Source organism: Rhizobium sp. Leaf384 (genome assembly GCF_001424065.1).
GTDB lineage: Bacteria > Pseudomonadota > Alphaproteobacteria > Rhizobiales > Rhizobiaceae > Ferranicluibacter.
Window position 1 is genome coordinate 1,549,188 of the sequence record NZ_LMQE01000001.1, and the last position, 24,398, is coordinate 1,573,585.

The window sequence follows — 24,398 nt, forward strand, 5'->3', positions numbered from 1 at the left end:
CACCGTTGCAGCCGTCAAGCTTCGACCGGATCTGCACCGCGGCCGAGACCTTCGACCGCGTTGCACCTTTCCTTGCAGACTTCGGCATCACGCGCATTGCGCGTCACACCGGGCTCGATCGGGTTGGCATTCCCGTCTGGTGCGCCTTCACCCCCAATGCCAAGTCCATCGTCGTGGCGCAGGGCAAGGGCATCACCGATGCGGATGCACGAACATCGGCCGTCATGGAGGCTTTGGAACGGGCGGTGGCATGCAGCCCTGCCGTCGGGAAGATCACGGACAACGTGGCCGGATTGAAGCGGCGCGGACGAACGTTTCATACACTGCCGTCACTGGTCGCCGCAGGCCATGACCTGCTGGCTCCAGACGACGATACCGACTGGGTAGAGGGACAGGATCTTCTCACCGGGCAATCCATCCTCGTGCCCCGGCAGGCCGTGGTCCTCGACCGGACCCTTAGGAATGCCCGCTATTGGCAATCGTCCGATGGCCTTGCCTCCGGCAACACCTTTGACGAAGCGATCGCCCATGGCCTGATGGAGCGCGTAGAGCGGGACGCCCATGCCCTCTGGCAGTTGCGCGCTCCCGCGGCGCGTCTTGCGACTTGCGTCTCACCTTCCGGTTTCGATTGCCCCGTCATCCACGCGCTGGCGAGCCGGATCGACGCTGCAGGGCTGCGGCTGCGTCTGTTCGATGCCACGAGCAATCTCGGCATCCCCTGTTTTTCGGCCTATCTCGGCCCTCAGGAGAAACATCTCTCGGGACCGCTTCGCCATGTGGACGTCACGTTCGGCGCGGGTGCCCACCCGACCGCGCGCCAGGCTGCCGTCAGGGCGATCACCGAAAGCGCTCAGTCGCGCCTGACCTACATCAGCGGTGCGCGCGACGACGTCTTTCCCGAAGATTACGACAGGCCGCTTGCAGATAGCACGCGGCAGGCGATGCGGGCGGAACCCGGCGCATCGACCCCGCCGCTTCTCGCGGTGCCGGTCGAGCGCGTGGTCGAGACCCTCTGCGCACGGGGTGCAGGACCCTTGATCGCGGTGCGGCTATCCCGACATGAGCTTCCCTTCGCCGTCGTGAAGGTCCTTGCCCCAGCGCTCGAAAATCCCGAGGGAAAGCGGCGGCAGCGACATGGGACGCGCGCCCTTCGCCAGGCGCTTGCATCATGAGCCCTCTGGAAGAGCGCAACAACCGAAAGGTTCTGTTCGTCGGGCCGACCCTGCCAGATGCGGCACGGATCGCGCCAGACCTCGCAATCTGCCCGCCAGCGATCCAAGGCGACGTCTACCGCGCCGTTCGCGCGGGCGCTACCGCTATCGGCCTGGTGGATGGTGGGTTCGAATACACCGCACCTGTCTGGCACAAGGAGATCCTCTACGCCCTCTCTGTCGGCGTTTCCGTCTTCGGTGCGGCGAGCATGGGTGCACTGCGCGCTGTCGAGTGCCACGCCTTTGGAATGGTCGGGATTGGTGCCATTGCGCAGGCTTATGCCGATGGCGTGCTGGTGGACGACGCCGATGTCGCACAGCTGCATGCCCCCGCGGAGCTCGGCTGGCAAAGCCTCAGCGAACCCCTCGTCAATATCGCCGCGACGCTTGCGCAACCCGGTCTGCGGACCAGCCTCACGGAGGATCTGTGCGACCGGATCGGGGCGGCGGCCCAGCGCCTGCATTTCAAGGACCGGACGTGGCGCACCATATTGAGAAGCGTTGATCTGCCGGACGATAACCGTCGGCGGGCGGTCGAAGCGACCCTGAAAGCGTCTGTACGCAATGTGAAACGGGACGACGCCTTGCTTCTGGTTCGCGCCTTGCAGGCATGCTCGAACGAACGATCCCGGGAAAAGCCTGACTGGGACTTTCAGGAAACGACACTTTGGCAAACGCTTACGCACAGATGAGAATGCGAAATTTCTAATGTTTATAAGGTGCTTTGCGGAACGTGCAACGCGTCACGCGCCTCATGTCACGCCTGTGTCACGCGCGATTTTCCAGCCGTGTCGCTACACTTGCTCGCAGGATAACGAAATGGCTTGAAACATGACACTCATCAACCCGCTTGCAGGACCGCTAGACGTCACTCTTACCGAGCGCGACCCTCAGGAGGTCCGGGCGCTTGCCCGCCTGATCGTCTTTGCGCGCCAAAATGCGATTGATCTCAATCTGGAAAACGCGGTTCACTGCCTGGATCTCGCTTTGCGCTCGGTGCTGCAGGAAAACGATAGCACCTTCGACGGACTTGTCTTCCCGGAGGCCAGCCTGCACCGGCAGCGCTCGCACTGAACGGCCTTTGCGCCTGCCGGGTGTTTGCGCCAACGACGACGGTCAGCGGCCTGTCCGGCGGCGCAGGCGCCTTTCGAGTGCCGACAGGCCATCATAGATTAGAACGGCCAGCGCTCCAACAATCAGACCGCCTTGCAGGATGAAGGCAAGGTTGTTCGACTGGAGCCCCGCTATGATCACCTCCCCGAGCGTCCTTGCCGCGACCGTCGAGCCGATGGTCGCGGTCGCAAGGCTTACCGTGACCGACAACCTTATGCCTGCGAGAATGACCGGTGCGGCGAGCGGCAGCTCCACACGGAAAAGTCGCTGCCTGTCCGTCATCCCGGCGCCGCGGGCAGCGTCCATCACGGCCGGCGGCAGCGTCGTCAGGGCCGTCAAGGTGTTCTCGAAGATCGGCAGCAGGCCGTAGAGGAACAGCGCCACCAGCGTCGGCTTTTCTCCGAACCCCAGGGCCGGCACCGAAAGCGCAAGAACGGCAACTGGCGGAAACGTCTGGCCGACATTCACAAGGCTGCGCGACAGAGGCAGAAACTCTGCTCCGAACGGTCGCGTCACGAGCACAGCGAGCGTGACCGCGACCAGAATGGCAGCCGTCGTGGCAATAGCGACGAGGCGCAGATGCAGCAGCGTCAGCGTGAACAGGCTTCCCTGATTGTAGATCGCAGGGGCGTTTTCCTGAACCAAGGGCTTCAGGATCGGCTCGAACAGCATCGGAGCGATCAGGAAGGTAAGAAGCACGATCAGCAAAAGCGTCCGCAAGGCAAGCGGCAGCCATGCCGTCGCCGGGGCTTTGGTCGTCGCTGGCTCAGTTGTCGTGGAAAGCGCCGTCATCGGCGTCTCGCGGCACGCTGGACCAGCGCATCCAGCGTGATACGGCCCATCGGTCTGCCATCCGCGTCCGACACGGGCGCGGCGTTCCGCCCGCTCCAGAGAAGTTCGGCCAGGGCATCCCGCTGGGTGGTCGTGGCGGCGATCGACGCGCCGGCCGCCTCGCCAGCCTCGACGGCTGCGCCCGCCGTTCCGATCGACAACATGCGGAACGGACGCTCGGCAGCGCCGATCAACGTTTCGACAAAACCCGTTGCAGGACGCTCGACCAGCTCGGAGGGCGGCCCGTACTGGACGAGCTTACCCTTGTCCATGACGGCGATGCGATCTGCGAGATGAAAGGCTTCCTCCATGTCGTGCGTCACGAGAATGATCGTCGTGCCCAGCAGACGCTGGATCGCCAGGAGATCCTCCTGCGCCTTGGCGCGGATGATCGGGTCGAGCGCGCCGAAAGGCTCGTCCATGAGAAGCACGTTCGGCTCCGCCGCCAGCGCCCGTGCGACGCCCACACGCTGCTGCTGGCCGCCGGAAAGCTCGTGCGGTAGACGGTTGGCGAACGTTTCCGGATCGAGCTGGAACAGCGCCAGAAGTTCGGCCACCTTGGCGTCGATGCGCGAGGCATCCCAACCCAGCAAGACCGGCACCGTCGCGATGTTCTCGGCCACCGTGCGATGCGGGAACAGGCCGTGTCCCTGAATGGCGTAGCCGATGCGCCGACGAAGTTCGAAGCCTGGAACGGAGCGGTTGTCCTCGCCATCCAGGCGGATCGTTCCGGAGGTTGGCTCGACGAGCCGATTGATCATGCGCAGGAGTGTCGTCTTTCCGGAGCCCGACGTTCCGACGATGACCGTAACGGTTCGCGGCTGGATGGTCATCGTGACATTGTCGACCACGGTGGTGTCGTCGTAGCGCTTGGTGATGCCGTCGATCTCGATCATGCTGTCCTGCCTGCGCGGTTGAGCGGCGCGTTCATTTCGATGAGGGCGTCGAGGACGATGGCAGCAGCGAAGGCCAGCAGCACGGTCGGCACGGCGCCGAGCAGCACGAGATCCATCGCGGTCTGGCCGATGCCCTGAAAGACGAAGACGCCGAAGCCGCCGCCACCGATCAGCGCCGCGATGGTTGCGAGCCCGATATTCTGCACGAGGACGATACGGATCCCGGTGAGGATCACGGGCAGTGCCAGCGGAAATTCGACGCGCAGAAGGCGCTGTGCGCCCGTCATTCCGAGGCCGCGCGCCGCCTCGTTCGCCTCGCGGGGAACACCTGCAAGACCGACCACCGTGTTCGCGACGACCGGCAGCAGCGAATATAGGAACAGCGCGACGAAGGCCGGTGCCGCGCCGATGCCGCGCACACCGATCGCATAGGCGCCGGGCACATGTATCGAGATCCAGCCGAGGGGCGCGATAAGGATGCCGAAAAGCGCGATCGACGGAATTGTCTGGATCAGATTGAGGATGTTCAACACGGCGGCCCGCAGCGGCCGCACCCTGTGACAGAGGATTCCGAGCGGCAGGCCGACGACGACGCTGGCAATCAGCGAGCCAAGCGCCAGCGTCACGTGCTTGCCCGCCTCGGTCCAGAACACATCCGCCCGTCCGGCGTATTCCTTGAGGAGCGAGAGGGCATCCCATCGGCCCGAGGCGAAAATGACGGCAAGGGCGCCCAGCGCCACGCCGAGCAGCAGCAGCCGGACGCCGGGCTTCGGCTTCATGCGCGTGATTGCGTCTGCGGCCTGAAGCAAGAAGGCGGAAAGCAGCGTCCAAAAGCCGGACGCCGGGGAAATCCGCGCATAGCTGTTACCTTCCGGGGTGAGAAAGCGACCCGCAGTGCCCATCAGCAGCATCAGCACGAGGACGCCGATGGCGGCGACGATCAGGCGTATGGCCGGCGGGGTGCGCAGGACAGCCAGCACGGCAGCGATGGCCAAGGCAACCAGAAGCGCTGCTCCCCAGGAAGGCGGAAGCGACTCCATGACCGAGCGTGGGGTGCCAGGGACGATGCGGTTGGCGCGAAACGTTGCGAACGGCGCCCAGAACATGCCGAGGCCAAGGAGGAGGGCGATCATGACGCCGAGCTTGTCGAAGCGGATGCGCATGCCTCTCCCGGTGTTTGGCAAGACAACCCCGCGCCAGATAACGCTCCGGCGACGGGGATATGGTCATGTTGACTGCAGAGATCGTCGGGTTCAGGCGTTTGAATATCCTGGACGCCGGGATGTCCGCCGTCTCATCACGAAATGCGCCTGGACCGACACCGGGAGGCCGAATGCCTCCCGTGGCCAGACGAACAAACCTACTTCAGAAAGCCGTTCTTCTTCAGAAAGTCTTCGGCCACAGCCTTAGCCGGCTCACCGCCGACCTGCACGCGACCGTTCAGATCCTGCAGGGTCACGAGGTCGAGCTTTTCGAAGACGGGCTTCAGGAGCGTTTCAATCTGCGGATTTTCCTTCAGCACCGCCTCGCGGATGATCGGCGCGGGCTGATAGACAGGCTGGACGCCCTTGTCGTCTTCCAGAACCACGAGACCGGACGGCGCGATGCCGCCGTCCGTGCCGTAGACCATGGCGGCATTGGCACCGTTCGTCTGATTGGCCGCCGCAGCGATAGTGGCAGCGGTGTCGCCGCCCGACAGCGTGATCAACTGGTCCGGCTTCAGCGTGAAGCCATAGGTCGTCTGGAAAGCCGGCAGGGCCGCCGCCGAATTCACGAACTCCGATGAGGCCGCAAGCTTGATCGTGCCGCCGTCTGCGACATACTTGCCGAACTCAGAGAAGGTCTTGACCTTGGACTGGTCGGCAAGATCCTTGCGAATGGCCACAGCCCAGGTGTTGTTGGCCGGCGACGGCGTCAGCCAGACGATCTTGTTCGTGTCGTAATCGACCTTCTTGGCTTCCTCATAGGCCTTGGCGGCATCCTTCCACGCAGGATCGTCAGCTTTCTCGAAGAAGAATGCCGCGTTGCCCGTATATTCGGGATAAATGTCGATCTCGCCCGCCGTAATGGCCTTCCGCACGACCGGCGTTGCACCGAGCTGCACCCGGTCCGTCGTCTTGATGCCATTGGCGTTCAGGACCGAGAGGATGATGTTGCCGAGCACGCCGCCTTCGGTATCGATCTTGGAGGATACGACCACCTGGGCCTCAGCCGCGGCAGAGAAGGACAGGACCGCGGCGGCTGCCGCGATGACGGTTGACTTGAGACGCATGTGAATTCTCCCCTGATAACACAAAAGCTTCCTGCGTCCTTCATGACGCACGCGGTCAGCTTCACCCCACCACACCTGCTGCACGATATTACTCTCGAGCCGGTTGGAGTCGAGGATCTCTTCAGCATCGTCCGTAAGGAGACGCCGATATCGCTGCATAGGCTGGCATATGTAGCGATCTCGGCGGAAGAACAGGGTGGGCGTGATCAAAATGAGAAGGTGACGATCGAACGCAACTCAGGAATGTATTCCCGGAGCCTCCTGCCCTGTTCGCTCGACATATTCGGTATATCCGCCACCATATTGGTGGATCCCGTCGGGCGTGAGCTCCAGCACGCGATTGGAGAGAGCTGCGAGGAAGTGGCGATCGTGAGAGACGAAGAGCATCGTCCCCTCATAGGCCGACAAGGCCTTGATCAGCATTTCCTTCGTGTCGAGGTCGAGATGGTTGGTGGGTTCGTCGAGCACCAGGAAGTTCGGCGGGTCAAACAGCATCGCCGCCATGACGAGGCGCGCCTTTTCGCCGCCCGAGAGAACCCGGCAGCGCTTATCGACGTCGTCGCCGGAAAAGCCGAAGCAGCCTGATAAAGCCCGGAGCGGCGCCTGGCCCGCTTTCGGAAAGCGCTCTTCCAGCCATTGGAGCACCGTGCTCTCCCCGTCGAGCAGGTCCATTGCGTGCTGGGCGAAATAGCCGACCTTGACGCTGGCGCCGATGGTGACGCTGCCCTTGTCCGGCGCCGCAGTTCCGGTCACGAGCTTCAGCAGGGTGGATTTGCCGGCACCGTTGATACCCATGATGCACCAGCGTTCGCGCCGACGGACCATGAAGTCGAGCCCGTCATAGATCGTCCGCGAGCCATAGGCCTTGTGGACCTGTTTGATGTTCACGACGTCTTCACCGGATCGCGGGGCCGGCAGGAAGTCGAACGCAACGGTCTGCCGGCGTTTGGGCGGCTCGACCCGGTCGATCTTCTCGAGTTTCTTGACGCGGCTCTGCACTTGGGAAGCATGCGAGGCGCGCGCTTTGAAGCGTTCGATGAACTTGATTTCCTTGGCAAGCATCGCCTGCTGTCGTTCGAACTGTGCCTGCTGGTGCTTCTCGCTCAGCGCCCGCTGCTGTTCGTAGAAGCCATAGTCGCCGGAATAGCTGTTGAGCGAGCCACCGTCGATCTCGATGATCTTGGTGACGATGCGGTTCATGAATTCGCGGTCGTGCGACGTCATCAGAAGCGCGCCGTCGTAGGTTTTCAGGAAGTTTTCAAGCCAGATTAGGCTTTCGAGGTCCAGATGGTTGCTGGGCTCGTCGAGCAGCATGACATCGGGCCGCATCAGGAGAATTCGGGCGAGCGCAACGCGCATTTTCCAGCCGCCGGACAGCTTGCCGACATCGCCGTCCATCATCTCCTGGCTGAAAGACAGGCCATCGAGCACCTCGCGGGCCCGGCCTTCCAGCGCGTAACCGTCGAGTTCCTCGTAACGCGCCTGCACCTCGCCATAGCGTTCGATGATCGCGTCCATCTCGTCCATGCGGTCGGGATCGGACATCGCGGCTTCGAGGTCACGCAGCTCGGCCGCAACGACGCTTACGGGTCCTGCGCCTTCCATGACCTCGGCCACGGCGCTGCGGCCCGCCATCTCGCCCACATCCTGGTTGAAATAGCCGATCGTCACGTTCTTCTCGGTCGCGACCTGCCCCTCGTCGGGCAGTTCCGAGCCGGTGATCATGCGAAAGAGCGTGGTCTTGCCAGCGCCGTTCGGGCCGACGAGGCCGATCTTCTCACCTTTGTTCAGCGCGGCCGAAGCCTCGATGAACAGAAGACGGTGGCTGTTCTGCTTGGAGATGTTTTCAATGCGGATCATGATCGGTCGGGCCCGGCTGCGTTGCGGGTCGCCTTATGGCACGGGATGGCCCTGTTGTCCCGGCTTTTTGCTGCAGCGCACGCTCCGGTCCTGGCGTGACCTACAGGAAGGACATGCCGATCAGCGTGGCGATGGAAAGAAGCAGCGCGGGGATCATCACCACGGTTCCAAGCTTCAGGAAGGTCCAAGCGCCGACGTCGATACCTTCACGACGCAGGGCGGTCAGCCAGAGAATGGTGGCAAGAGAGCCAGTGACGGACAGATTGGGGCCGAGATCGACACCGATGAGGATCGCAGCGGCCACGAGGCTTGGGGCTCCGGCCGTCTGTACCGCGCTGCCGGCAAAAAGCCCGGCCGGCAGGTTGTTGACGAGGTTGGCCACAAAGCCGACGCCGACGCCGGCGACACCCGCTGTCCAGGCCGGCGATGTCGCAGCGTGGCGGGCAAGGAGGTCGCCGAGCATGCCGACAAGCCCGGTTCCCGCCAGCGCCTCCACGATAACGAACAGGCCCGCGACCAGCGGCAGGACACTCCAGGAGATGCCCTTGAGAACGTCGATGGGGGGCTCGCGATTGACGATGACGATCAGCAGCGTCGTGGCGATGCCGGCGACGAAGGTCGGCAGGCCGAGATCGAGATCGAGGGCGGAGACGACGACAAGACCGATGGCGGTCAGGGCAAGCCCGATGCCGGCAACGCGGGCGGCAGGCGACAACGTCGGTGTCGGCACATCGGCAGCAACGGTTTCAGAGGCCATGGCCCGACGCTGGGTAAAGGCGAGCGCAAGATAGGTGGCGACGATCGCCACGATCGAGGGAAGCGTGAAGGTGCGCAGCCATTCGCCGAGCGGCGGCATCTCGCCGCCCCCGAAGATGACGAGATTGGCGGGATTGGAGATCGGCAGGACGAAACTTGCGGCATTCGCGATGAAGGCGCAGATCAGGAGGTAAGGCAGCGGATTGGCGACTTTGGCCGCCCGGGTGGCCGCATAGACGGCCGGCGTCAGGACCACGGCCGTTGCGTCGTTGGACAGGAAGACGGTGACGAGCACCCCGACCGCGTAGATCAGGAAGAACAGGCGCTTCGGGGATCCCTTGGCGTGGCGTGTCGCAATGGCGGCGAGCCAGTCGAACAGACCTTCCTTGCGCGCGAGCTCCGACAAAAGCATCATGCCGATCAGGAAGAGATAGACGTCGTAGCCCCTTGCGATGCCACTCCAGACTGCCGACAGCGGCATGAGGCCGAGCGCGGCGAGGAGAGCCGCGCCGAGAACGGCCCAGACGGCTTCGGGAAGGTGGAAAGGCCGCGTGATGACGCCGGCGACGGCAAGGGCGGAGATGCCCCAGGTGAGCATGACGGGGGAAAGAAACGTCGGCATGAAGTTCCGGCTCTTGGAATGTCTGAATGGCGATGGGAAAGCGGGTGGACGGAGGCCGCCTTCTACCCCGTCTCGGCCCTTACGCGAAAGGCGCTGATCGGCTGAGCGATATTCTTGACGCGCTGGAAGCCCAGATCGTCGAATGTCAGGGGACGCTGCTTTCGGACATGGTCGCGCACAGTACGGGAAATGCAGATGGCACCGGGTTCGGCCAGTGTTTCCAGCCGGGCCGCGACGTTGACCGTGTCGCCGAAGATGTCGCCGTCCTGCACCACGACATCGCCGACATTGATGCCGATCCGAAACATCAGCCGATCGTTCTCGTCGAGACCGGCATTGGCCTCAGCCATCGCCTGCTGGATCTCGATCGCGCAGTCGATCGCCGAGAGGGCGCTGGCAAAGGCAGCAAGGACACTGTCGCCGGCGGTGGTGACGATCGTGCCGCTGTGATGCTCGATGATCGGATCGATCCGGTCCCGCACGATCTTCAGGCTTGCAAGCGTGCGGGTTTCGTCGCCCTCCATCAAGCGGGAATAGCCGACGACATCGGCCGCCATGATCGCGAGCAGCCGGCGGTCGAGCCGGGAGAGCAATTCATCCCGGGTCAGTTCGGCGGAGCGCGCGCGCCGTGCGGTGGCGCGGACAGCCACCAGCGCGAAGACGGCTGTCAGGAGCGACAGTGCGAAGACCACCATTTCCATGCGGGCACCGGCTTGGCGTGCTTCCGCCACGCGCTGCATGCGCTGGTTGCTTTCTTCGGCCCGCATGGTCTTCAGGGCATTGCGCACGCCATCCATGAGCATCTTGCCCTGACCGGTCTTGATGATGCCGAGCGCACCGGCTGCATCGCCTTCACGCTGGCGATCGATACTCTGGTGCAGCTCCGACAGTTTCTGGACGATCAGCGATCGGAGCACGGCGACATTGGCATCTTGGCGCGTATTGTCGGAAAGGCCTGTCGCAAGGTCTTCCATCACCCGATCAATCTCCGCGATCGAGGCCTCGTACGGCTCGAGATAGGCGCGATCCTGCGTAAGAAGATAGCCGCGTTGTCCGATCTCGGCATCCTGCAACAGCGACTGCAGGGTCGAGATGCGCCGCTCGTTGCCGATTGTATGGGCGATGGCCTCCTGCGCCTGCCGCTCGCGCTGAGACAGGAGCACCGAGGCTCCGATCGAGGCGAAGGCCACGAAGAGCACTGCAAGGATGATCATCCCGGCACTCTGCCGTACCTCGTTGCGGGCCTGCAGCAGGAACTTGTTTACCGTCGGTCTGGCCATGGTCCCTCGCATTGCGACGTCGCAGGCATGCCATTTGCCCCGCATTCGACCATACATGTGCTCGGCAAGGCGAATGGAAAGCGTCTCGCCATGCTTTTATGATGAAAAGCTTTTCCAAGACGTCCTCACGTGGAAAGCCATGGCTGTCACCCGGCGTCGAGCAAGGCCTGCGCGGTGCGTTCGTCGGTGATAAGGCCGGAAAGACGGCGGCTTGTGAGGACCGCCCGGATCGCCTCGACCTTTCCCGGCCCACCGGCAATGGCCACAATGCGGTCTGCCTGCGCGGAGTGGAAGGAAACCGAAAGCGTGCGGGCGGTCAGCATGGTTTCGAGCAGGCGGCCGCGGGCGTCGAAGAAGTGGCCGAGCAGTTCGCCGACGGCGCCATTGCCGGAGATCTCGCGGATCTCGCGGGGCTCGATCATGCCGGATGCGACCAGCTGGGCTGCAGGTTCCACCGTGCCGATGCCGACGAACTTGAGATCGGCACCTTCGGCCAGCGCGAACACTTCGCCGACCCCGCGCTGGGCGAGAAGAACCTCGCGGTCCTCCGCCGTATTGGCAAAGAAAGGAACCGGCATGACATAGGCGGTTGCCCCGGTCTTCTCGGCAATCTGGTGCATGACGTCGTGCGGATTGATGGCATAGTTGCGGGTGACGCCGCCCAAGAGCGACACGAAGGACACGTTGCTCGCACCCAGGCGCGGCATGTGCCGGACGGCCGCCGCCAGGGTGCGGCCATGGCCGAGGCCGATCATCCTGTGTTCGCCGCGCTCGATTTCCCGCCGCAGGTAGGATGCGCCGGCATAGGCGAGCGCGCGAAGCGGAAGCCCTTCCTCGCGCATGTCGGGCGCAACCTCGCAATAATCGAGGCCATAGCGCTCGGCGAGGCGGACCTCCAGGTCAACACATTCGACGATATCGCCGTCGATGGTCACCTTGACCATGCCGTCCGCCACGGCCCGCGCGATCATCCGATGGGTCTTGACGGAGGGCAAGCCGAGCATCTTGGCAACCGCCGCCTGGGTCATGCCGCCGACATAGTGCAGCCAGGCAGCGCGTGTGGCGAGCGATTCCTCAGGGTCGATGGGGCGTCGGTGTCCTGCCATGCGTCCTGCCGTCTTTCCTGCCATGCTGTCACGGATCCGCTCATGGATACACGCCATGCCGCGTCCTGCCATCCTTTTTCGCGTCTCAGACGGGCCACCGCGTCTCAGATGTTCAGGTCGGACGCGCCCGTGTCGATGTGCGGCGCCCAGAAGGCGACGCTCTCGGCGATCTGCTCGATGACCTGGCGGTCGTTCGGATCGCGTTCCTTGAAGGACAGCTCAAGGCAGATCTCGTTGTTTTCGGCGCCGCCCTCGGCCAGTGCCTTGAGAAGCGGCTCGGGGTGAACGCGACCGCGCGCGTTGAACTCGGCGGTGAACGGACGGTGGCCGCCCTTGTCCATCAGGCTCTGCTTGATGTGGATGATCGGCGACATTCTCGGCACCGCCCGGGCCCAGGCATACGGGTCGACATCATCGGGATTGGGCGAGGTCACGTCGCCATGGTCGATATCGGCCATCATCCACATGGGGATGGCCATGGCGGTGGCCGACAGCCGGTCCTGAAGGCGGATGCACTCGCCGATCGTTTCGCCGAACTCACGCCCGACGCTCATCGGCTCCCAGAAGATGTAGTCGAGACCGGCGGCTTTGCCGTGCTCGGCGACTTCGGCCCAGCAGTCGATGGCGATCGTGACAAGCTCCTCGCGGCGGGCCGGGTCGTCGAAATCCTTGTAGGTGAAAATGGCAAACTGGGTTCCGACGGAGACGCCGCCAAGATCGGCGGTGATATCCGCAAAGGTCTTGAACCAGTCGACGTAATAGCGCCGCACGTCGCGGTCCGGATGACCAAAATGATTGAGGCGACCGTAGGGGCCCGTCATGCCGGAGGTAACGCGCACGCCGGTGCGAGACAGGGCACGCTGCATGTCCCGCGTCAGGCGGCGGATGACGGGTGCGGGCCAACTCGGATTGATGAACTCGTGGGTCAGCTGGAGATCGCGGATCTTCAGGTCGTGGGCCACGGCGTCGATTAGGTCGTCCGGTTCTGCAAAACGGTTGACGAGCGGATTGGTGTTCAAGGACAGGGTCAGGCTCATGATCTTACCTCAGGCCGCCAGGGCAACATGCGCTTCGAACCAGTCCGCAAAGGCCGCCCGTTCGGCCTCCGTCAGGTGCAGGTTCTGCTTGGTGCGCCGGACGAGCACGTCCTCGGCCGTCTCCGCCCACTCGTTGGCCACGAGATAACGAACTTCGGTCTCGTAGAGCTGCCCGCCGAAATGACGGCCGAGACCCTCCAGCGATGTCACGCCCTTGACGATGCGGTTGACGCGGGCGCCGTAGAGGCGACCGTAATGGTTGACCAGCGCACGCGGCATCCAGGGATAGTCGCTGCGCATCCGCTCGGCGAACTGCACGTAGTCGGCGTTCGGAATCTCACCGCCGGGAAGCGTCGCGCCGCGCGTCCAGTCGCCCTTCATGTTGGGAAAGAAGCCCGCGATCTTCTGGATGGCATGCTCGGACAGCTTGCGGAACGTGGTGATCTTGCCGCCGTAGATGTTCAGCATCGGGGCGCCACCGGTTTCGTCGAGCTCGAAGACGTAGTCACGCGTGACGGCAGAGGGATTGCCCTTGCCGTCGTCGAAGAGCGGGCGAACGCCGGAGAAGCTGTGCAGCACGTCGCTGCGACGCAGTTTCTCCTTGAAGTAGCGGTTCACGGCGGCGAGCAGGTAATCGATCTCTTTCTCATCGGCCCGGACCTCTTCGGGGCGTCCCTCATAGGGAATGTCGGTGGTGCCGATCAGCGCCTTGTCGCCCTCGTAGGGGTTGATGAAGATGACGCGCTTGTCGTGGTTCTGCACGAGATAGGCCTGCTGCCCCTCCCAGAATTTCGGCACCACGATGTGGCTGCCCTTGACCAGACGCACGTTGCGGCTGCTGTTGGAACCGGCGACCCGGCCGACGATGTCGTTGACCCAGGGGCCACCGGCATTGACGAGGACTTTTGCGCGGAACGTCGCAATTTCGCCGGTGCGCTCGTTGCGCGTATCCACGCGCCAGCCGCCATCCTCGCGACGCGCGCTGATGCAGGCGGTGCGCGTCAGCACGGTGGCGCCGCGTTCGGCAGCGTCGAGCGCGTTCAGCACCACGAGCCGAGCGTCGTCCACCCAGCAATCGGAGTACTCGAATCCCCGCGTATACTTGTCAAGGATCGGTGCGCCTTCAGGATCCCTGTGCAGGTCGAGGGAGCGGGTTCCCGGCAGGCGCTTGCGGCCGCCGAGATGGTCATAGAGGAAGAGACCGAGCCGGACGAGCCAGGCGGGACGATCGTCCGGGCTGTGCGGCAAAACGAAGCGCATCGGCCAGATGATGTGGCTTGCCGAGTTGAGAAGCACCTCGCGCTCGATCAGGGCCTCGCGCACGAGACGGAATTCGTAATATTCAAGGTAGCGCAGACCGCCGTGGACGAGTTTCCCCGAGCGCGACGACGTGCCTTCCGCCAGATCGCCTTTTTCGCACAGGATGACGGACAGGCCGCGGCCGGCGGCGTCCCGCGCAATGCCGGCACCGTTGATGCCGCCGCCGATCACGAAGAGATCGACCGTCTTTGCTTCTGTCATGTCAGGCTCCTCAAAGCGGGGACGCAGGAAGGTGGGGTTGGGACGCAGATGCAGGACCTGCGTCGTCGTGTGCCGTCAGATCGGCTGAATCCGGAGCGGCCATCGCCGCGTCGCCTTCAGATACGGCATGCGCGTGCTCCTGTCCCAGTGTCTCCCAGACGGGCGTGAGTGACTGGCGGGCCGCGACATAGGCCGGGTAAAGGCGATCATAATGGCGGGCGAGCTCCGGATCCGGCGCTTCCGTCTTCCCCAAGAGGGGGCTCACCCATTCGTCGATGCAGGCGTCCATCGTCGGATAGACGCCGAGCGCGACGGCGGCCATCATTGCGGCACCGGCAGCGCCCGCTTCCTCGCGATCGGAAATTCGCACAGGCGCATCGATCGAGGCCGCGAGAACGCCGCGCAGGGCACGTGAGCGGGCCGCGCCACCGGTCAGCCGCAGTTCCCGAGGCATCGCACCCATTGCGGCATAACAATCGCGCGTTGCCATGCCGAGGCCTTCGACAACGGCGCGCAACAGGTCCGGAAAACCATGACGGGTGGAAAGGCCGATGAAGCCGGCACGGGCATTCGCATTGACGAAGGGTCCGCGCTCGCCGGCCTCGGAAATATAGGGATGATAAAGCAGCGCCCCGGGCCGGGTGGTTTCCAGCCAGTGCTCGATCCGCCCGACGAGATCGGAGAACGCCACTTCCCGGCCTGCATCCGCCATTAGATCCGCTGCAAGCCGCAGAATCCAGTCGATGTTGAGCGTCGCGCCCATGTTCGTCTGAACCTGGGTGACGATGCCCGGAACGGGAAGCGCGATGACATAACCGGTGCCGTCAGCATTCAACTGCACCTCCTCCACCGGTTTGGCCCGCATATGGACACCGGTGGAGCCAACCGTCGAACAGGCGGCGTTTGTCGAGCGCGTGCGAACCCCGGCCCCGAGCGCCGTCATGACCATATCGACATAACCGAGCGACACGGGCGTTCCCGCGCGCAGGCCGGTTGCCTGGGCAGCCTCGACCGAAAGCGGATGCTGGATCTGCGTGCCGTCGACGATCTCCGGCAACAGGCTTTTGCGATGCGAGAGGCCAAGGCTGTCGATCGCGACATCGTCGTAGCGCCGCGTGCGAAAATTGCCAAAGGTAAAGCTCGCCTCCGACGGGTCTGTAGCACGTACGCCGGTGAGGTTCAGGTAGAGCCAGTCCTTGCAGTGGAGAGCGACCTCGGCACTATCCAGAAGCACCGGAAAGTGTCGATCCATATGCGCCATCTGAGCACCCTGCTGACAGGTGTTGAGACCGGTGCCGGTCGCCTCGAAGCGCGCCCGATCCTCGCCGCGGTTGGCTATACGGCGCACGCTCGGCGCCGCGCGGGCATCCAGCCAAAGCCAGGCATCGCCCACGGGGCGGTTGCCGGCTCCCACCAACCAGGTTCCATCGCCTTGCGCGGTCACGGCCAGCGCCACCGTTCGCCCTGCAAGCCCATCCAGCTTTTCGCCGAGGCCTTTCAGCGCCGATACGCAGTCCGCCCAGGTGCGCTCCAGCGACTGGGTCGCCGAGCCGCCGTTGCCGGTTGCATAGAGATTGCGCACGGAGGCGCAGGCAAGCTGACGTCCGGCAGGGTCAAAGGCGACCGCCTTGATGACAGACGTTCCCGCATCGATCCCGATAATGACATCGTCACCGTTATGCATTCCGTCCGCTCCTGCGCAGCCACAAGGTCCGGCGACGCGCTTTCGCACATGGCATCATCGGTGATCCTCCCCTTCCCGCAGCGCCCTTGTCGGAAGGGCTAGAGCATCATCATCCTCCAAGACAACAATGCGCCGCCAGAGTTATATCACAAACATAACACTGACTGCGAAATATATTTCTCGTGTCGCATTTTTTTTCATATTCAGCTTACGGTGTCAAGGTCTACGCTTCCCCACCGCAAGTACGCACGATCGTTTTCGTGAGAGCTGCCGACGTGTCTCACGAACACACAGCCCGCTACCGCTTCCAGACCGGGAGGACATCAGATTCGTTCATGAATTACTATTTAAAATCAATAACATTTGCGCTTTCCTGCGGTCTTTGGCGACAAACGATGTGCCTTAACGCCAGGCAGAACACGCTGGGTACACCCCTGTTCCAGAGCTGGCATGTGCTCACGACGTGACGCCTTCTGCTGCATGAAGCGCCGACTCCGGCATGGGACGTCGATCTGTCGATGCCGTTGACAGTCGAAAAATTTTCTATCATTGTCCGATCCGTAGATAACACAGATCTACCATCGATCTGAGAAGGCGTGACACTGGCGGGAGGAGATCGCCGGTTCGGCTGCACCAAGGAGGAGACGTCATGATCAGCACTGCGATCCCGATCTGCGGCCGACCCCTCCGGTTTTGGCTTGCCCTGCGTGGCAGCCATTGCGCGCGCGGCACCCTTCTCCCGAGATGACATTCGACACGTGGCCGCGGACATCTGCGGCGTTCAACAGAACTTTGCGCCTCTTTCGAGAGGTGACTTCAGATATGAGGCTCTCGTCATGAGCACCCTTGCCGAACCGAAATCGCTGACGTCCCCTCGCCTGACCCGTGGCCGTGCCATCGCAACCGCGTTGGCCGTGATTCTGGTCGGCGCCATGGCCTACAATACGCGCGTGGTGCGGATCGGCTCCGAGCATGATGTTCGCGCCGACGTATTCTCGCCAGAGGCGTTCGGAGCGGAGAATTTTCCGAAGGTTCGCGACAGCGTGGTCAGCCGCGCGGTCGATGCTGCTGAGCTCGGCCGTGCGATTGCCGCCGACAAGGCTGCGGCCGGCACGAAATATGGCGTCGCCACGAGCACCGGTCCCGTTATCCCGGTCAAATTGACCGGCGTGGTTGGCGAACGGAAGTCGAGCACCAACACGATCGCCGTCCCAGGGCTGCCCGAAGGCACCGTGGTGCGGGTGCAGACCGGCCCTGCCATCAACGGCACGGACCTCAGAGACGCGACGGGCGACATCGAATTCGGCCAGTTCACCAACCAGATCGAATACCAGAACGCAGGCTCGGCGCTGAACAACGCCATGAAGAAGGAGGCGCTCGGCAACATTGATCCAGCAGCGCTCGAAGGCAAGACCGTGGACATCACGGGCGTGTTCAAGCTGATCAACCCCAAGAACTGGCTGATCACCCCCGTCGCGGTGACCGTGAAATGAGCGTCACAGCCGACCACCAGGCCCGCAAGCCCGCCTTGGCGCATGGCGCCGTCGTGATGGAGGCGCGCAACATCGCAAAGTCGTATGGCAGCATCCATGCGCTGAAAGGCGTGAACTTCGAGATCCGCCGCGGTCAGGTCACAACGCTTTTCGGCGAGAACGGAGCTGGCAAGTCGACCCTGATGAAAATTCTGTCCGGGGTGGTCCAGCCGACCTCCGGCGAGATCATCCTCGACGGCGAACCGGTGACCTTCTCGTCCTCCTCGCATGCGCGCGACAGTGGTGTATCGATCATTCACCAGGAATTGTCGCTCGCGCTGAACATGAATGTTCGCGACAATATCTTCATGGGCCGCGAGATCATGGGGTCGACCGGCGTTGATTACGCCGAGGAAGAACGGCAGACCCGGCTCCTGATGGAGGAGCTGGAAGAGCACATCGACCCACTGACACCGGTCGAGGAACTGCGTCTCGGCCAACAGCAGATCGTGGAAATCGCGCGGGCGCTGTCGGTCAATTCCCGCATCCTCATCATGGACGAGCCGACATCGGCGCTCAGCGCGTCCGAGGTCGAGGTTCTTTTCAAGGTGATCCGCGACCTCTCGGCGCGCGGCGTCTCGATCGTCTATATCTCGCATCACCTCGAAGAGGCTCTTCAGATCACCCATCACGCCGTGGTGCTGCGCGACGGCACGATGACCGCCTATGCGGCGCGGGCCGATATCGATCTCGAATGGATCGTGCGCAACATGGTCGGCGAGAATTTCGATCTTGGCGCTCCGCCGTCGGGCTATGCGTTCGGTCCGGTCGCCCTGTCGATCGAGACGCTTTCGGTCCCGGACGCCTCGGGCGCCGGCTATTCCGTGGTCGACAACCTTTCGCTCGATGTGCGCGCAGGCGAGGTCGTCTGCATCTATGGGCTGATGGGTGCCGGCCGCACCGAGCTTCTCGAGTGCGTGGCCGGACGCCTGCAGCCGTCCGCGGGGCGCGTCATGCTGCGCGGGCAAGACGTCTCGAAGCTCTCCATCGCCGAGCGCATCGACAATGGGCTCGTTCTCGTGCCGGAAGACCGGCAGCGGGACGGTCTGGTGCAGACGATGACGGTCGGCAGCAACCTGTCGCTCGCCAGCATCGGCGCCTTCACGAAGGGTCTTTTCACGTCCCGCCGCAGCGAAGCCGGCCTCGTCACCGATGCGATCCGCAAGGTCCACATCAAGACGGCTGGCGGCGCGGCGCCGATCGGTTCGCTGTCAGGCGGCAATCAGCAGAAGGTCGTCATCGGCAAGATGCTCGCGACAAACCCGGAGGTCATGCTGCTCGACGAACCGAGCCGCGGCATCGACATCGGCGCGAAGTCGGAAGTCTTCAAGCTGCTCGCCGAGCGTGCCCGCCAGGGCCTCGCGGTGATCTATTCAACGTCGGAAGTGGGCGAATGCCTGAGCATCGCGCACCGCATCATCGTCATGCGCCGCGGCAAGATTTCCGCCGAATTCGGCTCCGACGTCACCAAGGAACTCATCATGGCGGCGTCCGGCGAAAAAGCCGGCGGCCATGGATCGGATGGGCACGAGCCCGAAACGAGGACGCACTGATCATGTCGGCAACCCCTTCCACCGCGACCGCTGCGCCGCCCCAGAAGAAGACGATGAATATCGGCCATCTCCTGCTTGAAGGCCGCGCCTTCTTCGCGCTGATCGCGATCATCATCGTGTTCTCGCTCCTTTCGCCCTACTACTTCTCCGTCGCCAACTTCCTGATCATGTCGTCGCATGTCGCGATTTTCGGGATCCTTGCGATCGGCATGCTGCTCGTCATCCTGAATGGCGGCATCGACCTCTCGGTCGGCTCCACGCTCGGGCTCTCCGGTGTTGTGGCGGGCTATCTCATGCAGGGCGTCACGCTCAATCAATTCGGCGTCGTGCTCTATCCGCCGGTCTGGGTCGTGGTCATCCTCACCTGCGCGCTCGGCGCGTTCGTCGGCGCCATCAACGGGGTACTGATCGCCTATCTCCGGGTTCCCGCCTTCGTGGCCACCCTCGGCGTGCTGTATGTCGCCCGCGGCGTCGCGCTGTTGATGACCAACGGTCTTACCTTCAACAATCTCGGCGGACGGCCGGAACTCGGCAATACCGGTTTCGACTGGCTGGGCTTCAACCGACTGTTCGGTGTCCCGATCGGAGTTCTGGTCCTTGCCCTCCTCGCCATCCTCTGCTTCGTCATGCTCAGCCGGTCGGCTTTCGGTCGCTGGCTCTACGCATCCGGTGGCAACGAGCGTGCAGCGGAGCTTTCGGGCGTGCCGGTCAAGCGGGTCAAGATCATCGTCTACGTGCTGTCGGGCGTCTGCGCGGCCATTGCCGGCCTCGTCCTGTCGTCGCAGCTCACCTCGGCCGGCCCCACGGCCGGAACCACCTACGAGCTGACGGCGATCGCCGCCGTCGTCATCGGTGGCGCGGCCCTGACCGGCGGACGCGGCACGATCGGCGGCACCATGCTCGGCGCCTTCGTCATCGGCTTCCTTTCGGACGGCCTCGTCATCATCGGCGTGTCCTCCTACTGGCAGACCGTCTTCACCGGCGCGGTCATCGTGCTCGCCGTCCTGCTCAACAGCATCCAGTACGGCCGCCGCCCGAAGTAAGAGGCGACCGACACACGACCTTCTCCGCATCACCGACCTTCGCCTTTCGAGGAGAGGCAGAGGCCGGCAACGGACAAGCACCGCCGGGTGACCGGCACAACCGAACCGCATTTCAAACCGGGAGTGAGACCATGATGAAGACCGCAACCCGCCTCTTGATGGCAGCCGCAGCTGCCGCAACGATGTTCGCCAGCACCGCCTATGCCGAAGGCCTGATGACAGTGATCGTCAACGATCCGTCCAACCCCTACTGGCTGACCGAAGGCAATGTGGCAAAGGCCGCCGCTGAAAAGCTCGGCTATACCGCCACCGTCGGCGCACACAAGGGTGACACCAACACCGAAAGCAACCTGATCGACACCGCGATCACCAACAAGTCGGTCGCGATCATTCTGGATCCGGCCAATGCCGACGGCTCCGTCGGTGCTGTGAAGAAGGCCGTTGCCGCTGGCATCCCGGTCATTCTCGTCAATGCCGAGATCAACCAGGAAGGTCTCGCCAAGGCGCAGCTCGTATCCAACAACGCTCAGGGTGCCGCCCTCGGTGCCACGCAGTGGGTGGAAGCCGTCGGCGACAAGGGCAAATATGTCGAGCTCTTCGGCGCCCCCTCCGACAACAATGCTGCAACCCGCTCCAATGGTTACGAAACTGTCCTGACGCAGTATCCGGACCTCGAGAAGGTCGCTTCTGAGGTGGCTGACTGGGATCGCACTAAGGGCCATGACAAGATGCAGTCCATGCTGCAGGCCAACCCCGACATCAACGGCGTGATCTCGGGCAATGACGAAATGGCGCTTGGCGCCATCGCAGCGCTCAAGGAAGCCGGCAAGATCGCCAACGTCAAGGTCGGCGGCTTCGACGGTTCGCCGGATGCGGTCGCCGCCATCAAGGCCGGTGAACTGCAGTACACCGTTCTCCAGCCGGTCGCCGTCTTCTCGGAAGAAGCCGTGAAGCAGGCCGACAGCTTCATTAAGACAGGCGCGACGGGCGCCAAGTCCGAGAAGCAGCTGTTCGATTGCCTGCTCATCACCAAGGACAACGTCGACAAGTACTCCGCACCGTTCGTCCTCGACAAGTAAGCCTCTCTGCAAGGAGGGCGCCGTCCGCGGCGCCCTCCTTTCGCGTTTATCCTCTCGCTGCTTCGCCCACTCGCCCCCAGCTTGCGAACGGGCTTTCCGTTGAAAGTTTCCCGCGCTAGGACGCACACAGCAACGGCGCCGCCGCGCGCTTGGCAACCACGACCAGAGGGGGCAATGGCATGACGAGCAAGACAATCGCCGGTCCGTTCATGTCCGAGCTTCCAAGCGACAGTCGCCATGCCCGCCAGATCGTGCGTCGCCAGCTGATCGCCGAGGCGGTCATGGCCGAGGGGTCGATGAGGATCGAGGATCTGACCGACCGTTTCGGCATCAGCCTGATGACGGCGCACCGGGATGTCGATGAACTCGTCAGCCGCGGCCTGTTCCGCAAGACACGTGGCATCGTGACCGCCGCCCCGACGAGCTTGATCGAATCCAGTGACGTCTACCGCTCGAGCCGCCAGGCCCGCGAGAAGGCTGCGATCGCCCAGGCCGCGATGACCTTCATCGAGCCGGGCCAGGCGATCTTCTTCGATGACAGCACGACCGTGCTGCAGATGGCTCATCACCTGCCCGAAAAAGTGCCGCTGACGGTCATCACGAACTCCCTCAATCTCATGAACGAGCTGAAGGCCGTGCCGGACGTCACGTTGCTTGGGCTCGGCGGGCAGTTCTACAACTGGTGCAACGCCTTCATGGGGCGCATGACCATTCGCGAAATCGAAAAACTGCGTGCCGATACCGTGTTCATGTCGATGTCGGCCATTCTCGACGATGTCGCCTTTCACCAATCGCCGGAAATGGTGGAAACCAAGCGGGCTATGTTCGACAGCGCCGCCATGCGGATCCTTCTGGCGGACCACACGAAATTCGAGCGTCGGGCACTTTACTCCTTCGCCGCGCTCACCGAGTTCGATCTCGTGATCGTCGACGACAACATCGCGCCCGAACATCTGGAGCGCATGCGCTCCAAGGGCATCAACCTGATGATCGCGCCCGTGGATCGGCCAAAGGCCGCGCGATAGCGGTTTCGCCCAGAGCATTCACAACCGACGGAACGCGTTTCGGCGTTCGATCCTGCGGCGCCCCTTTTTTACAGAAAAGGTCTAGCGAGCGCTTTCCGGGTTGGAAAAGACGAGTTCCATGCGATCTGCGAGGAAGCGGGTGCGGATCGCCTGCACAGGCCGACCTTCCAGGTCCACGTCGACAGCATTGGCAACGAGCACGATGGCATCGGCGGCGCAGGACAGCGCATCGGCATCCGTCGCAGCGATCCGTTCGGCCGTCAGACGCGTCTCGCGCCGGCGATAATCCGAAAGACCGCAACGCTGAAGGGCCTGGGTGATCGAGCCTTCCTGTGCATAGGCGGCGATGATGCCGGGGAAGCGCGCGGCGGAGAAATGGGAGGTGGAGCGCGACAGAGGCACGCCATCCACCACGGCCATATGATCCAGCCGGTGGAGCGGAGCGCCGGGGGCGAGCCCGAGCAGCCGTGCCATGACCATATCCGCCACCACTTTCTGCGACCCGACGAGACGCCCCGAGGGTTCCAACGACTGCCGCATCATGTTCTCGGAGAACCGCGCCCGCGTGCCGATCGGATAGGAGATCCGCGGCTCGACGGGATTGACGAAGGTTCCGCGGCCACGTTCGGCCCGCACGACCCCCTCCGCCGCCAAAGCCGCGATGGCGCGACGCACTGTATGGCGATTGACGCCGTAGTCCGCTGCCAGGTCCGTCTCCGGGGGCAGACGCGCGGTCACCGCGCCCGACGTGATCGAAGCGCGGATTCCGTCCGCCACGCGCCGCCAGCGTGAAACGCCATCATCCTGCCTATCCATGGCATTTCCTTCCCGCACAGCCACGCCGCTTGTCACAGCGGCGTCATGGTTTTCGGGTTATAAGTCGCTTTGAGATTGGTTGTCTATACAAATAGACAAATAGGATTGAGAATGAGTAGAGCTGATAAAAAGCCGGGCCGCAAACGCTCCCTCGACGCCATGGCATCCATGCCGGCCCAGCTGCTTTCCGAGCGCTACGGCACGATCGCAGCGGCCGCACCACGGGCAATCCCTGTGCGCGGTCCGGAAATCGGTGCGGTGATGGTCCGCGGGCGGATCGGCGGCGGCGGGGCACCCTTCAATCTCGGCGAAGCGAGTGTAACGCGGGCAACCGTCAAGCTCGACAGCGGCGAGGTCGGCCACGCCATCCTTCTCGGCCGGGACCTGGAGAAGGCGCGCATGGTCGCCCATCTCGATGCGCTCGGGCAGCGTACGGAATGGCAGCCCGTGATCGAAGCGGATGTCGTAGCGCCGGCGCTTTTGCTCGAGACCGCTGCCCGCCAGCGGCGCGCGGAAGAAACGGAAGCAACGCGCGTCGACTTTTTCACGCTGGTTCGGGGAGAAGATCGATGAGCCTTGCCTTTGTCGATGGCGGTTTCGCCGAACCCGTGTTCGGGTCACAGCACGCCTTTCGGGCGCTGATGGATGCCTTTGCGCGCCCGGGCAGCATCGCCGACCTCTCCGGCCTTGCGGTTCCCCCCGTTCCCATGTCGCCGGCTGCGGGCGCGTTTCTGCTCGCGCTCGCTGATCAGGACACGCCGGTGTTCTTTGAGACGCACATGCCGGATGCTCAAGCCTGGGTTGGCTTTCACACCGGCGCGACTGTTACCCGCGACGCTCCATCTGCCCGCTTCGCTCACCTTTCCGATGCCGGTGACGCCGCTGCCTGGAACCGTTTTGCGCGCGGCACCGCCGAGTATCCGGATCGCTCGGCATCGCTGCTGCTGCCGGTCGCTGGCCTGCGTGGCGGCCAAAGCCTCATTCTCAAGGGGCCGGGCATCGAGACGACGCGTGAGATTGCGCCGCAGGGTCTGCCGAGGGGCTTTGCCGATGTCATGGCCGCCAACCGTGCCGGCTTTCCGCTCGGTTTCGATCTCGTCCTCGTCGCGGGCGGCGAGGCGCTGGCCCTGCCCCGCACCACACGCATCGAAGAGGTCTGAG

At 63.5% G+C, this 24,398-nt stretch carries 22 protein-coding genes; 10 read left to right on the forward strand and 12 right to left on the reverse strand.

Translation table 11 applies throughout. The features are described 5' to 3' along the window. Window positions 1-5: 5 nt before the first annotated feature. The 3 genes from ASG25_RS07120 (at window position 6) to ASG25_RS07130 (ending at window position 2,285) form a co-directional block, all read left to right on the forward strand. Window positions 6-1,172, forward strand: coding sequence for a YcaO-like family protein (locus ASG25_RS07120; RefSeq protein ID WP_156379616.1), 1,167 nt, complete (start codon window positions 6-8; stop codon window positions 1,170-1,172). Then, on the forward strand, window positions 1,169-1,903 hold the full coding sequence (locus ASG25_RS07125; protein ID WP_062471165.1) for a TfuA-like protein: 735 nt from the start codon (window positions 1,169-1,171) through the stop codon (window positions 1,901-1,903). Before ASG25_RS07120 ends, ASG25_RS07125 begins: the two co-directional genes overlap by 4 nt. 139 nt (window positions 1,904-2,042) lie before the next feature. Continuing rightward, window positions 2,043-2,285, forward strand: coding sequence for a hypothetical protein (locus ASG25_RS07130; protein WP_062471169.1), 243 nt, complete (start codon window positions 2,043-2,045; stop codon window positions 2,283-2,285). A 42-nt stretch (window positions 2,286-2,327) separates the two neighbouring features. Here the strand turns inward: ASG25_RS07130 and ASG25_RS07135 are convergent, their stop codons facing one another. The 11 genes from ASG25_RS07135 to ASG25_RS07185 all read right to left on the reverse strand — a co-directional run bounded on the left by ASG25_RS07135 (window position 2,328) and on the right by ASG25_RS07185 (window position 16,189). Further along, entirely contained in the window at window positions 2,328-3,116 is a 789-nt protein-coding gene (locus tag ASG25_RS07135) for an ABC transporter permease (protein WP_062471171.1), read from the reverse strand. After that, window positions 3,113-4,051, reverse strand: coding sequence for an ABC transporter ATP-binding protein (locus ASG25_RS07140; RefSeq protein WP_062471174.1), 939 nt, complete (start codon window positions 4,049-4,051; stop codon window positions 3,113-3,115). The genes ASG25_RS07135 and ASG25_RS07140 overlap by 4 nt, the downstream gene beginning before the upstream one ends. Next, on the reverse strand, window positions 4,048-5,214 hold the full coding sequence (locus ASG25_RS07145; protein WP_062471177.1) for an ABC transporter permease: 1,167 nt from the start codon (window positions 5,212-5,214) through the stop codon (window positions 4,048-4,050). The genes ASG25_RS07140 and ASG25_RS07145 overlap by 4 nt, the downstream gene beginning before the upstream one ends. 197 nt (window positions 5,215-5,411) lie before the next feature. Further along, window positions 5,412-6,323: an ABC transporter substrate-binding protein gene (locus ASG25_RS07150; protein WP_062471180.1), complete on the reverse strand. Its 912-nt coding sequence runs from the start codon at window positions 6,321-6,323 to the stop codon at window positions 5,412-5,414. Between the two features lie 237 nt (window positions 6,324-6,560). Continuing rightward, entirely contained in the window at window positions 6,561-8,183 is a 1,623-nt protein-coding gene (locus tag ASG25_RS07155) for an ABC-F family ATP-binding cassette domain-containing protein (protein ID WP_062471183.1), read from the reverse strand. A gap of 100 nt (window positions 8,184-8,283) precedes the next feature. Beyond that, window positions 8,284-9,561, reverse strand: a complete 1,278-nt coding sequence (locus ASG25_RS07160) for an arsenic transporter (protein WP_062471186.1) — start codon at window positions 9,559-9,561, stop codon at window positions 8,284-8,286. Between the two features lie 62 nt (window positions 9,562-9,623). Beyond that, window positions 9,624-10,841: a CHASE3 domain-containing protein gene (locus tag ASG25_RS07165; RefSeq protein WP_062471190.1), complete on the reverse strand. Its 1,218-nt coding sequence runs from the start codon at window positions 10,839-10,841 to the stop codon at window positions 9,624-9,626. A gap of 146 nt (window positions 10,842-10,987) precedes the next feature. Next, window positions 10,988-11,947, reverse strand: coding sequence for a sugar-binding transcriptional regulator (locus tag ASG25_RS07170; RefSeq protein WP_062471193.1), 960 nt, complete (start codon window positions 11,945-11,947; stop codon window positions 10,988-10,990). 104 nt (window positions 11,948-12,051) lie between these two features. Beyond that, entirely contained in the window at window positions 12,052-12,984 is a 933-nt protein-coding gene (locus ASG25_RS07175) for a TIM barrel protein (RefSeq protein WP_062471196.1), read from the reverse strand. 9 nt (window positions 12,985-12,993) lie between these two features. Next, on the reverse strand, window positions 12,994-14,505 hold the full coding sequence (locus ASG25_RS07180; protein ID WP_062471199.1) for a glycerol-3-phosphate dehydrogenase: 1,512 nt from the start codon (window positions 14,503-14,505) through the stop codon (window positions 12,994-12,996). A gap of 10 nt (window positions 14,506-14,515) precedes the next feature. Next, window positions 14,516-16,189 (reverse strand): FGGY-family carbohydrate kinase, encoded by a 1,674-nt coding sequence (locus ASG25_RS07185; RefSeq protein ID WP_082479954.1) that lies wholly within the window; start codon window positions 16,187-16,189, stop codon window positions 14,516-14,518. An 836-nt stretch (window positions 16,190-17,025) separates the two neighbouring features. Here ASG25_RS07185 and ASG25_RS07190 point away from each other — a divergent pair. From ASG25_RS07190 to ASG25_RS07210, 5 genes are all read left to right on the forward strand, one after another. Beyond that, complete coding sequence (locus ASG25_RS07190; protein WP_062471202.1) at window positions 17,026-17,682, forward strand: DUF2291 domain-containing protein; 657 nt, start codon at window positions 17,026-17,028, stop codon at window positions 17,680-17,682. Next, window positions 17,679-19,274: a sugar ABC transporter ATP-binding protein gene (locus ASG25_RS07195; RefSeq protein ID WP_062471204.1), complete on the forward strand. Its 1,596-nt coding sequence runs from the start codon at window positions 17,679-17,681 to the stop codon at window positions 19,272-19,274. The genes ASG25_RS07190 and ASG25_RS07195 overlap by 4 nt, the downstream gene beginning before the upstream one ends. A gap of 2 nt (window positions 19,275-19,276) precedes the next feature. Beyond that, complete coding sequence (locus ASG25_RS07200) at window positions 19,277-20,317, forward strand: ABC transporter permease (protein WP_062471206.1); 1,041 nt, start codon at window positions 19,277-19,279, stop codon at window positions 20,315-20,317. A 131-nt stretch (window positions 20,318-20,448) separates the two neighbouring features. After that, window positions 20,449-21,396, forward strand: a complete 948-nt coding sequence (locus ASG25_RS07205; protein ID WP_062471209.1) for a D-ribose ABC transporter substrate-binding protein — start codon at window positions 20,449-20,451, stop codon at window positions 21,394-21,396. A gap of 179 nt (window positions 21,397-21,575) precedes the next feature. Continuing rightward, window positions 21,576-22,421, forward strand: coding sequence for a DeoR/GlpR family DNA-binding transcription regulator (locus ASG25_RS07210; protein WP_062471212.1), 846 nt, complete (start codon window positions 21,576-21,578; stop codon window positions 22,419-22,421). 81 nt (window positions 22,422-22,502) lie between these two features. Here ASG25_RS07210 and phnF read toward each other — a convergent pair whose 3' ends face one another. Next, the gene (gene phnF, locus ASG25_RS07215) at window positions 22,503-23,237 is read right to left on the reverse strand and encodes a phosphonate metabolism transcriptional regulator PhnF (RefSeq protein ID WP_062471214.1); all 735 of its coding nucleotides are present in this window, start codon (window positions 23,235-23,237) and stop codon (window positions 22,503-22,505) included. A 111-nt stretch (window positions 23,238-23,348) separates the two neighbouring features. On the opposite strand from phnF, the gene phnG reads away from it, so the two are divergent. Together phnG and phnH are read left to right on the forward strand one after the other, a co-directional pair. Further along, window positions 23,349-23,810 carry a phosphonate C-P lyase system protein PhnG gene (phnG, locus tag ASG25_RS07220; protein WP_062471218.1) on the forward strand — a complete coding sequence of 154 codons (462 nt, stop codon included), beginning with the start codon at window positions 23,349-23,351 and terminating at the stop codon, window positions 23,808-23,810. Continuing rightward, the gene (gene phnH, locus ASG25_RS07225; RefSeq protein ID WP_062471242.1) at window positions 23,807-24,397 is read left to right on the forward strand and encodes a phosphonate C-P lyase system protein PhnH; all 591 of its coding nucleotides are present in this window, start codon (window positions 23,807-23,809) and stop codon (window positions 24,395-24,397) included. Before phnG ends, phnH begins: the two co-directional genes overlap by 4 nt. Window position 24,398 lies beyond the last annotated feature (1 nt).